Here is a 12,894-nt window from a genome sequence, read left to right on the forward strand (position 1 = left end):
TTGTCCGGTGAACGGCCGAAGGCGGCCCTGAGTGCCCCGACCGCCGGGCCGGTTCGCCGACTGCCCGGCGGGGCCGGGGGCTTGCCCGAGGAGGCAGGCCCCTCGGGTGTTACTCCGCCACTTCCCCGTACGCGGCGAGCAGCACCGCCGGATCCGGGCCTTCCAGCACGGTGGGCCTGGCGAGGCCGTCGAGGACGACGAAGCGCAGCAGGTCGCCGCGGGACTTCTTGTCGACCCTCATGTTCTCCAGCAGCCTGGGCCACTGGTCGTGGCGGTAGCGCAGGGGCAGCCCGACCGATTCGAGGACGGCGCGGTGCCGGTCGGCGGTGGCGTCGTCCAGCCGGCCGGCGAGCCGGCCGAGCTCGGCGGCGAAGTGCATGCCCACCGACACCGCCGCGCCGTGGCGCCACTTGTAACGCTCGTTCTTCTCGATGGCGTGGCCGAGCGTGTGACCGTAGTTGAGGATCTCCCGCCGGCCCGCCTCCTTCAGGTCGGAGGAGACGACGTCGGCCTTGACCCGGATCGAGCGCTCGATGAGCTCGGCGGTGTGCGGGCCCGCCGGGGTACGTGCGGCCTGCGGGTCGGCCTCGATGAGATCGAGGATGACCGGATCGGCGATGAAGCCGGCCTTGATGACCTCCGCCAGCCCGGAGACGTAGTCGTTGGTCTGGAGGGAGTCCAGGGCGGCGAGGTCGCACAGGACCCCGGCGGGCGGGTGGAAGGCGCCCACCAGGTTCTTGCCCTCGGCGGTGTTGATGCCGGTCTTGCCCCCGACGGCCGCGTCGACCATGGCCAGCACGGTGGTCGGCACCGCGATCCAGCGCACTCCGCGCAGCCAGGTGGCGGCCACGAACCCGGCCAGGTCGGTGCTGGCGCCGCCGCCCACGCCGACGATGACGTCGGTGCGGGTGAACCCGGACTGGCCGAGCGCCTTCCAGCAGTAGGCGGCGACCTCCGCGGTCTTGGCCTCCTCCGCGTTGGGCACCTGGATGGCGACGGCCTCGTAGCCCTGCTCGGCGAGATCGGCGCGGAGCGCCTCGCCGGTCTCGGCCAGGGCCTCGGGGTGGACGACCGCGACCCGCTTGGTGCCGGCCCCGATCAGCCCGCCGAGCTCGCCCAGGAGCCGCCGGCCCACCAGGACCTCGTACGGGTCGGTGCCCGCGGTACCGCCGATGTGGATCCGCGTCACTGCCTCGCTGCTCATGCCTGCTTCAACTCCAGTGCGTCCAGGGTGGAGGCGGTGACCTCCTCGGGCGTGCGGCCATCCGTGGCCACGACGGCCGTGGCCACCTCCTCGTACAGGTGGCGCCGGGCCTCCATCAGCTCGCGCCACTGCTTGCGCGGGTTGACGGCGAGCAGCGGCCGGGCGGCGCCCAGGCCGGTGCGCCTGGCCGCCTCCTCGACGTCCATCGACAGGTAGACGACCCGCCGCCCGGCGAGCAGCGCGCGCGTGTCGGCGTCGAGGACGGCGCCGCCGCCCAGGGCCAGGACACCCTCGTGCTCGGCGAGCGCGGTGCGCACCGCCTGCTTCTCGAGCACGCGGAAGGCGCTCTCGCCCTCGTCCACGAAGATCTCGGCGATGCTGCGGCCCTCGGCGGCGACGATGTCGTCGTCGGTGTCCCGGTAGCCGACGCCCAGCCGCTCGGCAAGCAGGTGCCCGACAGTGGACTTGCCGACGCCCATCGGGCCGACCAGCACGATCAGCGGGGTCACCGGACGGCCAGGTTCTCGAGGTAGGACGCCACATTGCGGCGGGTCTCGGGGACGCTGTCGCCGCCGAACTTCTCCGCGACCGCGTCCGCGAGGACCAGGGCGACCATGGCCTCGGCGACGATCCCGGCCGCCGGTACGGCGCACACGTCGGAGCGCTGGTGGTGGGCGGCGGTCTCCTCGCCGGTGACGACGTCCACGGTCTTCAGCGCCCGCGGCACGGTCGCGATCGGCTTCATCGCGGCCCGCACCCGCAGCAGCTCACCGGTGCTCAGGCCGCCCTCGGTGCCACCGGAGCGGCCCGAGGCGCGCCTGATGCCCTCGTCGGTGGCGACGATCTCGTCGTGCGCCTTCGAGCCGGGCACCCGCGCCAGGTCGAAGCCGTCGCCGACCTCCACGCCCTTGATCGCCTGGATGCCCATGAGGGCGGCGGCCAGCCGGGCGTCGAGCCGCCGGTCCCAGTGCACGTGCGAACCGAGCCCGACCGGTACGCCGTACGCCAGCACCTCGACGACTCCGCCGAGGGTGTCGCCGTCCTTGTGGGCCTGGTCGATCTCCTCGACCATCGCCTTCGAGGCGTCCGGGTCCAGGCAGCGCACCGGGTCCTCGTCCAGCCGCTCCACGTCGGCCGGGGTCGGGTACACGCCGTAGGGGGCCTTCGCGGCCGCGAGCTCCACGACGTGGGAGACGATCTCGACGCCGGCCGTCTCCTTCAGGTACGAGCGGGCCACGGCGCCCAGCGCCACCCGGGCCGCGGTCTCCCGCGCGGAGGCCCGTTCCAGCACCGGGCGGGCCTCGTCGAAGCCGTACTTCTGCATGCCGGCGAGGTCGGCGTGGCCGGGGCGCGGGCGGGTCAGCGGGGCGTTGCGGGCGAGGCCGGCCAGCACCTCGGGGTCGACCGGGTCGGCCGCCATGACCTGGTCCCACTTCGGCCACTCGGTGTTGCCCACCATGACCGCGACCGGGGAGCCGAGGGTGAGACCGTGCCGGACGCCGCCGAGGAAGGTGACCTCGTCCCGCTCGAACTTCATCCGGGCACCGCGACCGTAGCCCAGCCGCCGCCTCGCGAGATGGTCCGCCACCATGTCCGTGGTGATCGGGACGCCGGCGGGGAGGCCCTCCAGCGTCGCGACGAGTGCGGGACCGTGGGACTCCCCCGCGGTCAGCCAGCGCAACCTGCTCAACGGTGCTCCTCCATGCTCGCGCCCGGTACTGCCCTGCGCACGCGCCGTCGCGTACGGCTACGGCGCGACGGGGTGCGCGGCCCCGGCCCGCCACGTCCGATCCTCCCACGTCCGGGTGGCATGTCCGGTCGCCGGTCCATCAGTCGGACGAGCGGTGAGGGGCGGAGGGGCCACCGGCGCCGGGGCCCGGGCGCTGCTGCCCGGGTGCGTGGGCCCCGGGGAAGTCGGCGCCGCTCTGCCCCGCCGTGACCTGTGCGGGGGCGGGCGCCACGGGCCGGCCGGCCCGGCCGGGCTGCGGCGCGTACCGGCCCAGGTGGTCGGCTCCGCTGCCCGGTCCGTACCGGGCCTCCGCGTGGACCGGCCGGCCCGCCCGGGTGGCGCGCCGGTGTGCGGTCCTGCGCTCGGTCCTGACGGCCCAGGACGCGACGACCACGAGAACGACCAGGGCCGGCACCGTGATCTGCACCCGGTCGGGCAGAAAGCCCCGTACGGACTCGAAGGTCTGAGCCCTCCAGGCTGCCGGTGGTGTGCCTGCGGACATGAACGCGTGTCCCTCCCCCGGTTCCGCCCCCTGCGGAACCGGACGGGATCCTATCGGGCCGCGAGCGCCCGCTCCCCCGCTCTTCGCATGGCCTCCAGCGGGGCCGGTGCGCACCCCGTCATCTGCTCGACCTGGAGCACCGCCTGGTGCACCAGCAGGTCGAGCCCGCCGACCACCGCACCGCCGTACGCCGACCAGCGGGCCGCGAGGGCGGTCGGCCAGGGGTCGTAGAGGACGTCGAAGAGGGCCGCCGGGCGTTCGGGAACGGCTCGGGCGAGGGTGTCGGTGACGCCCGCCGGGGTGGTGGTGACCACCAGCGGAGCGTGCAGGGCCCGCTCGGCGTCGTCCCAGTCGGCGATGCGCACCGCCACGTCCAGGCGCTCGGCCCACTGCCGCATCTCGGCGCCTCGCGCGGCGCTGCGCACGTAGACGACGACCTCGCCGGCGCAGATCCGGGAGAGCGCGGCGAGCGCGGACGACGCGGTGGCCCCGGCACCGAGGACCGCGGCGGTGTCCACCGCGTCGATGCCGTGCTCGCGCAGGGCGTCGACCATGCCGGGGATGTCGGTGTTGTCGCCGGTCCGGAGGCCGTCCTCGGTGAAAACGACGGTGTTGACCGCGTCGACCGAGGCCGCGGTCTCGCTGATCCCGTCCAGCAGCGGGATCACCGCCCGCTTCAGCGGCATGGTCAGCGACAGTCCGGCCCAGTCGTCCCCGAGCTTCTCGAAGAAGCCCGGCAGGGCTTGCTCGTCGACGTCGAAGCGGTCGTACGTCCGGCCCTCCAGGCCCAGCTCCGCATAGGCGGTACGGTGCAGCACCGGGGAGAGGGAGTGTGCGATCGGGGAGCCGAGGACCGCCGCACGTAGCGCCCCGGCCCTAGCTGGCATTGAACTTGTCCTTCAGCTTCAGGAAATCGTCGTGCGTCCTGGCGAACTCCGTCTTGTTCACGCCGTCGGTGGCCACGAAATAGATCCAGCCGTCCTTCGTGGGATCCAACGCCGCTTGGAGAGCGTCTTCGCCGGGGTTGCCGATGGGTCCGGGTGGCAGACCCTTGTTGGTGTAGGTGTTGTACGGGTCCTTGTTGCTGTTGATCTCGGACTCGCTGATGTCGATGTTGCTCTCGCCCTTCAGGTAGTTGAAGGTCGAGTCGAACTGGAGCAGCTGGTTCGTCTCGGTGTTGGTGGGCTTGAGGCGGTTGTAGATGACCTCGGACATCTTGCGGAAGTCGTCGTGGGTCTTGCCTTCGGCCTGCACCAGGCTCGCGACCGTGACCAGTTCCCACGGCCCTTCGAGACCGAGGCTCTCGGCCTTCTCCTCGAACTGCAGTTCCTCGTACGTGTCGGCGGCCCGGCCCACCATCTCCTTGAGCACTGCCTCGGGTTTCGCGCCCTTGCCCACCGCATAGCTGGACGGGTAGAGGAAGCCCTCCAGGGGATCCTTGACGTCCTCGTCGTTCACGGCCCAGTCGGGCAGGCCGAGCTTCTCCCGCTCCTTCCGGGCGACCTTCGCGGTGGTGCCGTCCTCGACCTCGAGGCGTTCGTCGATGAGCTTGTAGATCTCGGCGTTGCGCTTGCCCTCTGCGATGATCAGGTTGTTGCGGCTCTTCGGGCTGAGCATCAGCTCGACCGCGCTCTCGGCCGACATCTCCAGCTCGAGCGTGTACACGCCGTCCTGGATCGTCTTGCCCTGCGGGTTGCCGGCCTGGGCCGCGACGAAGGCGTCGACGCTCTTGACGACGCCTTCCTTCTTGAGCACCTGGCCGATGGCGTACCCGCCGGATCCCTTGGGGATCGTGACGGTCACCTGCTCGCCGTTGCCGTCACCCGCGAAGTCCGGGGCGCTGCCGAGACGGTCCTTGACGAACTGCCAGCCGATATAGCTCACACCGGCCGCACCGCCGCCGAGGACCAGCACCACCACGAGGCAGGCGAACCCACTGCGCCGCTTCTTTTCCCTGGCGCCCTTACCGCCCCTGGCACCTTTGCCCCGGCGGTCGCCGCGACCGCCCGGCTCGTCGTCCTCGTCCTGGTCGTCGCCCGAGAAGAAGGCGTGTTCGCCCTGGTCCGGCCCCGGGTCCCAGTCGGTCCGCGACTCCGGTTCCGCGTCCTGCTCCGGCTGCCGGCCGGGCTCGGCGCCGCGCCGGGCGGGCGGCGCCGGCGGCGGATAGGCGTCGGGGGTCGCGTAGTAGTCGGACTGCTGGTCGCCGTACGTCCCGCCCTGCTGACCGTACGGGTCCGTGGGATCGGCCGCCGCGTACGGGTCCTGCGGGTGGGCGGGGGCTCCGGTCTGCCAGCCGCCCGTGTCGTACCGCTGCTGGTCCGGGTGCTGCTCGTCCGGGTGCTGCCGGTCCTGGTGCTGTGCCTGCTGGGGGGCGTACTGCTCGCCGTACTGCTGCTGGTCGTACTGCTGGTGACCCTGCTGCTGGTCGTACTGCGCGTACTGCTGCTGTCCGTACCCGCCCTGCTGCTCGGCGGTGCCCCAGTCGCCGTACTGCTGCTGCGGCTGCTGCGGGTAGTGCTGCGCCTGGCCGTCGTAAGAGGGCTGCTGACCCTGCTGGGCCTGCTGCCCTGTCCACCCGCCGTCCCCGTACAACGGGTCGTCCGGATGCCACGGTGCGGAGCCTTGGCCCCGGCCATACTCAGTCATCGATCCCCTAGAGCCGCGAGGCGGCGGTCACGCGGCTGTGGGGGTGGCCGGCGTCCGTTCCGCCTCTCTTTAGCGGCGGCTGTTCGAACGCCACCGCATCGCGCGGAACGTTACCGTACCGCGATCAGCTCACCACTTCGACGCCCTCACCGGGTGCATTGCCCGACACCCGTTCGGATTCGAGGGCCTGCTGGAGGATGATCACGGCGGCGGCCTGGTCGATGACGGAGCGTCCCTTCCTGGACTTCACACCGGAGGCGCGCAGCCCCTGGCTCGCCGTCACCGTCGTCATGCGTTCGTCGACGAGGCGCACGGACACCGGCGCGATCCCGCGGGCCAGTTCCTGCGCGAAGCCGCGGACCTTGACCGCGGCGGGGCCCTCGCCCCCCTTGAGGGAGCGAGGGAGGCCGACGACGACCTCGATCGGCTCGTACTCCTCGACGAGCTGCCGAAGGCGCCGGTGAGCCGCCGGGACGTCCCGGCCGGGGACCGTCTCGACCGGGGTGGCGAGGATCCCGTCGGGGTCGCACGAGGCGACCCCGATCCGGGCGTCCCCGACGTCGATCGCGAGCCGGCGGCCGCGGCGCATCGCCGGGCCGCCGGACGGGTGAGGCATCGAGTCGCTCACTCGGCCGTGTCCGCCACGAGCCGCTCGACGGCGTCGACGGCGTCGCCGACGGCGGCCGCGTTCTGGCCGCCGCCCTGGGCGACGTCCGGCTTGCCGCCACCGCCGCCGCCGAGGGTCTTGGCGGCCGCGCGGACCAGGTCACCGGCCTTGAGACCGCGCTCGCGGGCGGCCTCGTTGGTGGCGATGACGGTGAGGGGCTTGCCGCCCACGGTGGTGAACAGGGCGACGACGGCGGCCCGGCCGCCCTGGATGCGGCCGCGTACGTCGAGGACCAGCTTGCGCAGGTCGTCGGCGGTGGTGCCGTCCGGGACCTGGCCGGTGACCACGGCGATGCCGCGGATGTCCTTGGCGGAGGCGGCAAGGCCGGCGGCGGCCTGCAGCACCTTCTCGGCGCGGAACTTCTCGATCTCCTTCTCGGCGTCCTTGAGCTTGCCGAGCATGGCGGAGACCTTCTCCGGGAGCTCCTCCGGGCGGCCCTTGATCAGCTCCTGGAGCTGGGCGACGACGGTGTGCTCGCGGGCGAGGAAGTTGTAGGCGTCCACACCGACCAGCGCCTCGATGCGGCGCACACCGGAGCCGATGGAGGACTCGCCGAGCAACTTGACCAGGCCGAGCTGGGCGGTGTTGTGCACGTGGGTGCCGCCGCACAGCTCCTTGGAGAAGTCGCCGATGGTCACCACGCGCACGCGCTCGCCGTACTTCTCGCCGAACTCGGCGATGGCACCCTGCTTCCTGGCCTCGTCGATGCCCATGACGTCGGCACGCACGTCCAGGTCGCGGGCGAGCACCTCGTTGATCTTCTGCTCGACGTCGGTCATCACGACCGTCGGAACGGCGGACGGCGAACCGAAGTCGAAGCGGAAGCGGCCGGGCTGGTTCTCGGAACCGGCCTGGGCGGCAGTCGGGCCGAGGGCGTCGCGCAGGGCCTGGTGGGTGAGGTGGGTGGCCGAGTGGGCGCGGGCGATGGCCGTGCGGCGGCGCTCGTCGATGGAGGCGTGGGCCTTGGCGCCGAGGGTGACCTCGCCGACCTGGACGACGCCCTTGTGGACGTACACGCCCGGAACAGGCTTCTGGCAGTCACGGACCTCGATGACGGCACCGGAGTCGGCCCTGATCCGCCCGGTGTCACCGATCTGGCCGCCGCCCTCGGCGTAGAACGGGGTGCGGTCGAGGATGATCTCCACCTCGTCGCCCTCGGCGGCGGCCGGTGAGGAGACGCCGTCGACCAGGATGCCCACGACGGTGGACTCGCCCTCGGTGGCGGTGTAGCCGGTGAAGTCGGTGGCACCGGCCCGGTCGGCGATCTCACGGTAGGCGCCGAGGTCGGCGTGGCCGGTCTTCTTGGTCCGCGCGTCGGCCTTGGCCCGTTCCCGCTGTTCCTTCATGAGCCGGCGGAAGCCGTCCTCGTCCACGGACAGGCCCTGCTCGGCGGCCATCTCCAGGGTGAGGTCGATCGGGAAGCCCCAGGTGTCGTGCAGCAGGAAGGCCCGGTCGCCGGAGAGGACCGTGCCACCGGACTGCTTGGTCTCGGTGACGGCGGTGTCGAGGATGTTGGTGCCGGCCTTCAGCGTCTTGAGGAAGGCGTTCTCCTCGGCGACGGCGACCTTCTCGATCCGCTCGTGGTCGGTGATCAGTTCGGGGTACTGCTGCCCCATCATGCCGATGACGACGTCGACCAGGTCCTTGACGACCGGGCCGGTGGCACCGAGGAGGCGCATGTTGCGGATGGCACGGCGCATGATGCGGCGCAGCACGTAGCCGCGGCCCTCGTTGCCCGGGGTGACGCCGTCACCGATGAGCATGACCGAGGTGCGCATGTGGTCGGTGACCACGCGCAGCGAGACGTCCGAGTCCTCGGCGTCGCCGTAGCGGACCCCGGTCAGGGCGGTGGCCCTGTCGACGACGGCCATGGAGGTGTCGATCTCGTACAGGTTCTGCACGTCCTGCAGAATCATGGCGAGCCGCTCGAGGCCGAGACCGGTGTCGATGTTCTGGCTCGGCAGGTCCCCGAGGATCTCGAAGTTGTCCTTGCCGATGCCCTCGCCCCGCTCGTACTGCATGAAGACGAGGTTCCAGATCTCCACGTACCGCTCGTCGTTGACGGCGGGGCCGCCCTCGGCGCCGAACTCGGGGCCGCGGTCGTAGTTGATCTCGGAACAGGGTCCGCAGGGGCCGGGGACGCCCATGGACCAGTAGTTGTCCTTCATGCCCAGGCGCTGGATGCGCTCCTCGGGCACGCCGACGACGTCGCGCCAGATGCGCTCGGCCTCGTCGTCGTCCTTGTAGACGGTGATCCACAGGCGCTCGGGGTCGAGGCCGTAGCCGCCCTTGTCCTGAGGGCTGGTGAGCAGCTCCCAGGCGAGCTTGACGGCGCCTTCCTTGAAGTAGTCGCCGAAGGAGAAGTTGCCGCACATCTGGAAGAACGTGCCGTGCCGGGTGGTCTTGCCGACCTCTTCGATGTCCGGCGTGCGGACGCACTTCTGGACGCTGGTGGCGCGCGCGAAGGGGGGCTTGACCTCGCCCAGGAAGTAGGGCTTGAAGGGCACCATGCCGGCCGGGACGAGGAGTAGAGTCGGGTCGTCCGCGATGAGCGACGCCGAAGGGACGACGGTGTGCCCGCGCTCCTCGAAGAAGCTCAGCCAGCGGCGGCGGATCTCGGCCGACTCCATCAGTGGTCCTCATTCCGGTTGTACGGGTTCGTCAGGTACGCCGAGCCCTCGACGTACCGTGGGTTGCTCTTCGGGCTGTTGCGGTTCTCGAGGGCGGCGTACCGGCCGGACCGCGGGAGTTCCCGGTCGACGGGGGTGCCGAGGCCGAGGGCGTCGCCCAGTTCGGCCTCGCGCCGGGCCATGTTGTCGCGGACGTCGAGGGCGAAGTCCACCGCCCGGTCCTTGATGCGGCCGCCGGTCTCGATCGCCTTGTTCGCCGCGGTCGCGGCGAGGCTCTCGGGCGTCAGCTGCCTCAGTTTCCGGTTGACCTTGGTGGTGGCCCACACACCTGCGGCGACGCCGGTGCTGAACCAGAACGTACGGCGGAACATCGCTGGGTCAGTCCTTCTTTCCCCGGGTGCGCCTCGCCCGCCGCGTGCCCGGGACGGTGCGGCCCACGATCACGGTGCGGCCCGGCGCCTTCGCGGGCTCGGTCCTGTCGGACGCCTGCCTGGCGGACGCGTCCTCCTTACGGCCGCCGACGGCCCGGCGCACGCCGTAGCCGAAGGCGGCGACCTTGACCAGCGGGCCGCCGAAGGTGGAGGCGACGGTGGTCGACAGGGCGGAGGCGTTGGAAGTGACCTCCTGGACGTCGGAGGCGATCGCGTCGACCCGCTCGATCTGGGTCTGCGCGGAGCGCACCGCGGTGGAGGCGTCGGCCAGCAGCGGGACGGCCTGGTCGGTCACGTCCGCCACGAGCCTGGTGGTCGCCCGGAGCGTCTGGGCCAGCCTCGCCAGCGCGACGGCGAGGAAGGAGACCAGGATCGCCCAGAACACGGCCACCAGGATTCCGGCCACCTCTCCACCGGACACTGTGCGCACCTGCTCCCTGAGAGACATGCCTGAACATCGAGAGAATCGTGCACCGAGCCTATCGCGCCGCCGGCAGGACTCCGTACCGGATTAACGCCCGGCGCGGGGACGCGGCCCGGCCGGGACGAGGCGGTCCGCCGGGCGCCGCACGGGGCCGGGACCGGAGCCGCGGCGGCCGCTTCGGCACCGGGCACGACCGTGCGCAGGCGGCTGCCGGGGCGGCCACGCAGCAGCCCGCCGTCTCTGCCCGCCCTCACGGGTGGGCAGAGACGGCGGGCTGGGGTACCGCGTGCCTGCCGGGGTCAGCGGGCGTAGTACTCGACGACGAGCTGCTCGTCGCAGATCACCGGGATCTCCTTGCGGTTCGGCTCACGGTCCAGGCGGAACGCCAGGGACTTGAGGTTCACCTGGAGGTAGCGCGGGGTCTCGCCGTCGGGGGCGAAGCCACCCTCGCGGGCGATCGTGAACAGCGTCTTGTCCTTGCTGCGCTCACGGACCTGCACGACGTCGTCCGGGCGGACACGGAAGGAGGGCTTGTCGACCTTCTTGCCGTTGACCTGGATGTGGCCGTGGGTGACCATCTGGCGGGCCTGGTAGATCGTGCGGGCGATGCCCGAACGCAGGACCAGGGCGTCGAGACGGCGCTCGAGCTCGATGACGAGCGCTTCACCGGTCTTGAGCGACGTCTTGGCGGCACGCTCGTACGCGCGGACGAGCTGGCGCTCGCTGACGTCGTACTGGGCGCGCAGACGCTGCTTCTCCAGCAGACGGACCTTGTAGTCCGAGTTCTGCTTGCGGCCGCGGCCGTGCTCGCCCGGCGGGTAGGGGCGGGCCTCGAAGTACTTGACGGCCTTCGGGGTCAGCGCGATACCGAGGGCACGCGACTTCTTGACCTTGGGGCGGGACTGATTCGCCACTGTCTCTTTCACCTTCGTTTTGTCGGCTCACCAGGGTTAGGGGAGGTCGCATCCGCAGCCGGGGAAACCCCGCGGGTCCGTGACGGACCTGCCGGGCAGCCGCTCCCCTGGTCTGGGCACATACGTGCAGCACGCGAGTGGCCCACCGGCCGGTCCCGGACGTCCGGGTGGTGGTGGGCTGCCCGCGACACCGTTCGACGGTGCGCGACGCTCCTGGATTCCCTGCCCCCGGGAGGGGCGGGTCTCCGGCTGGATGTCCCGCTCTGGTGGTACCGGTTTCCCTTGCGGGCATCCGGACGCGGGACGCAGCTTCGGCAGATTCTACAGGGTGCTCACGGCTGCTTCCGACCGAGGTGCTTCCTGGTCCACTCCACCGCGTCGGCGTACCGCGCCTCGGCGCCGTGCCGGGTGGGTTCGTAGTACGCGCGGTCCTTGAGGGCGTCCGGGGCGTACTGCTGCTGGGCTATGCCCTCGGAGAGGTCGTGCGGGTACACGTACCCCTGGGCGTGGCCCAGCTTGGCCGCGCCCTTGTAGTGCCCGTCGCGCAGGTGGGCCGGCACGGGCCCGGCCAGCCCTTTGCGGACGTCGTCGAGGGCGGCGCCGATCGCGGTGGTGGCCGCGTTGGACTTGGGGGCGAGGGCGAGGGCGATGGTGGCGTGGCTGAGGGTGAGGGCCGCCTCCGGGAAGCCGATCATGGCGACGGCCTGGGCGGCGGCGACCGCGGTCTGCAGGGCGTGCGGGTCGGCGAGGCCGATGTCCTCGCTGGCGGAGATCATCAGGCGGCGGGCGATGAAGCGGGGGTCCTCACCGGCCTCGATCATCCGGGCGAGGTAGTGCAGGGCGGCATCCACGTCGGAGCCGCGAATGGACTTGATCAGAGCGCTGGCGACGTCGTAGTGCTGGTCTCCGGAACGGTCGTACTTCACTGCGGCCCGGTCGACCGTCTCCTCCAGGGTGGCCAGGGAGATCTCCGTCTCGCCCTTGTCCAGCGCGGCCCCCGCCGCGGCCTCCAGGGCGGTCAGGGCGCGGCGGGCGTCCCCGCCGGCGATGCGCACCAGGTGGCTGCCGGTGTCCTCGGGGAGGGTGAGGGCGCCTTTCAGGCCCCGCTCGTCGCCGAGCGCGCGGTGGAGCAGGTCCCGGATGTCGTCGTCGGTGAAGGGTTCGAGGGTGAGCAGGAGCGAGCGGGACAGCAGCGGGGAGATGACCGAGAAGTAGGGGTTCTCGGTGGTCGCGGCGATCAGCGTGACCCAGCGGTTCTCGACCGCGGGGAGCAGGGAGTCCTGCTGTGCCTTGCTGAAGCGGTGGATCTCGTCGAGGAAGAGGACGGTCTCCTTGCCGTACCCGCCCGAGGCGCGGCGGGCGCCGTCGATGACCGCGCGGACCTCCTTGACGCCCGCGGTGATCGCCGACAGCTCGACGAAGCGCCGGTCGGTGGCCCGGGAGACGACGTGGGCCAGGGTCGTCTTGCCGGTGCCGGGCGGTCCCCACAGGAACACCGAGGACGGGCCCGCGGGGCCGGAGGCGCCCTCGCCGACCAGTCGGCGCAGGGGCGAGCCGGGCTTCAGCAGATGCTGCTGGCCCACCACCTCGTCGAGGGTGCGCGGGCGCATCCGGACGGCGAGGGGGCTGCCGGTCGGGTCCTTCTCCTGGCGTTCTTCGGCTGCGGCGGTGAACAGGTCGGGCTCCACACCGAAACCCTAAAGGACCGCACCGACAGCGCGGCTCGCGCGGTCGGTGCGGTCCTTCA

The 12,894-nt window shown here is 71.8% G+C and carries 12 protein-coding genes; all 12 read right to left on the bottom strand.

The genetic code is table 11. From position 1 onward, the window contains the following. Positions 1 to 109: 109 nt before the first annotated feature. Complete coding sequence (gene aroB, locus TU30_RS25510) at positions 110 to 1,204, bottom strand: 3-dehydroquinate synthase (RefSeq protein ID WP_042174076.1); 1,095 nt, start codon at positions 1,202 to 1,204, stop codon at positions 110 to 112. Next, entirely contained in the window at positions 1,201 to 1,683 is a 483-nt protein-coding gene (locus TU30_RS25515; protein WP_042174167.1) for a shikimate kinase, read from the bottom strand. Before TU30_RS25515 ends, aroB begins: the two co-directional genes overlap by 4 nt. 26 nt (positions 1,684 to 1,709) lie before the next feature. Next, positions 1,710 to 2,894: a chorismate synthase gene (aroC, locus tag TU30_RS25520; protein ID WP_042174078.1), complete on the bottom strand. Its 1,185-nt coding sequence runs from the start codon at positions 2,892 to 2,894 to the stop codon at positions 1,710 to 1,712. Between the two features lie 139 nt (positions 2,895 to 3,033). Next, a complete protein-coding gene (locus TU30_RS25525) occupies positions 3,034 to 3,435 on the bottom strand; it encodes a hypothetical protein (protein WP_042174079.1) in 402 nt (133 codons plus the stop codon). Positions 3,436 to 3,485: 50 nt separating this feature from the next. Continuing rightward, on the bottom strand, positions 3,486 to 4,322 hold the full coding sequence (locus TU30_RS25530; protein ID WP_042174081.1) for a shikimate dehydrogenase: 837 nt from the start codon (positions 4,320 to 4,322) through the stop codon (positions 3,486 to 3,488). After that, entirely contained in the window at positions 4,312 to 6,081 is a 1,770-nt protein-coding gene (mltG, locus tag TU30_RS25535; protein ID WP_042174083.1) for an endolytic transglycosylase MltG, read from the bottom strand. The genes TU30_RS25530 and mltG overlap by 11 nt, the downstream gene beginning before the upstream one ends. 124 nt (positions 6,082 to 6,205) lie before the next feature. Then, positions 6,206 to 6,670, bottom strand: coding sequence for a Holliday junction resolvase RuvX (gene ruvX, locus TU30_RS25540; RefSeq protein ID WP_042174169.1), 465 nt, complete (start codon positions 6,668 to 6,670; stop codon positions 6,206 to 6,208). Positions 6,671 to 6,705: 35 nt separating this feature from the next. Continuing rightward, positions 6,706 to 9,378 (bottom strand): alanine--tRNA ligase, encoded by a 2,673-nt coding sequence (gene alaS / locus TU30_RS25545; RefSeq protein ID WP_042174085.1) that lies wholly within the window; start codon positions 9,376 to 9,378, stop codon positions 6,706 to 6,708. Continuing rightward, entirely contained in the window at positions 9,378 to 9,749 is a 372-nt protein-coding gene (locus tag TU30_RS25550) for a hypothetical protein (protein WP_042174087.1), read from the bottom strand. The genes alaS and TU30_RS25550 overlap by 1 nt, the downstream gene beginning before the upstream one ends. Positions 9,750 to 9,756: 7 nt before the next feature. After that, positions 9,757 to 10,230 (bottom strand): DUF948 domain-containing protein, encoded by a 474-nt coding sequence (locus TU30_RS25555; RefSeq protein WP_042174089.1) that lies wholly within the window; start codon positions 10,228 to 10,230, stop codon positions 9,757 to 9,759. Positions 10,231 to 10,532: 302 nt separating this feature from the next. After that, positions 10,533 to 11,147, bottom strand: a complete 615-nt coding sequence (gene rpsD / locus TU30_RS25560) for a 30S ribosomal protein S4 (protein WP_042174091.1) — start codon at positions 11,145 to 11,147, stop codon at positions 10,533 to 10,535. 332 nt (positions 11,148 to 11,479) lie between these two features. Continuing rightward, entirely contained in the window at positions 11,480 to 12,835 is a 1,356-nt protein-coding gene (locus tag TU30_RS25565; protein WP_042174093.1) for a replication-associated recombination protein A, read from the bottom strand. Between the last annotated feature and the right edge of the window lie 59 nt (positions 12,836 to 12,894).

This window comes from Streptomyces sp. NBRC 110035 (assembly GCF_000829695.1).
In the GTDB taxonomy this organism is placed as follows: Bacteria; Actinomycetota; Actinomycetes; order Streptomycetales; family Streptomycetaceae; genus Streptomyces.

Bases quoted from the DNA above. Each gene is read 5' to 3' on its own strand.
- aroB (WP_042174076.1), bottom strand. From the start codon at position 1,204: ATGAGCAGCGAGGCAGTGACGCGGATCCACATCGGCGGTACCGCGGGC.
- TU30_RS25515 (WP_042174167.1), bottom strand. From the start codon at position 1,683: ATGGGCGTCGGCAAGTCCACTGTCGGGCACCTGCTTGCCGAGCGGCTG.
- TU30_RS25525 (WP_042174079.1), bottom strand. From the start codon at position 3,435: ATGTCCGCAGGCACACCACCGGCAGCCTGGAGGGCTCAGACCTTCGAG.
- TU30_RS25530 (WP_042174081.1), bottom strand. From the start codon at position 4,322: ATGCCAGCTAGGGCCGGGGCGCTACGTGCGGCGGTCCTCGGCTCCCCG.
- mltG (WP_042174083.1), bottom strand. From the start codon at position 6,081: ATGACTGAGTATGGCCGGGGCCAAGGCTCCGCACCGTGGCATCCGGAC.
- ruvX (WP_042174169.1), bottom strand. From the start codon at position 6,670: ATGCGCCGCGGCCGCCGGCTCGCGATCGACGTCGGGGACGCCCGGATC.
- alaS (WP_042174085.1), bottom strand. From the start codon at position 9,378: ATGGAGTCGGCCGAGATCCGCCGCCGCTGGCTGAGCTTCTTCGAGGAG.
- TU30_RS25550 (WP_042174087.1), bottom strand. From the start codon at position 9,749: ATGTTCCGCCGTACGTTCTGGTTCAGCACCGGCGTCGCCGCAGGTGTG.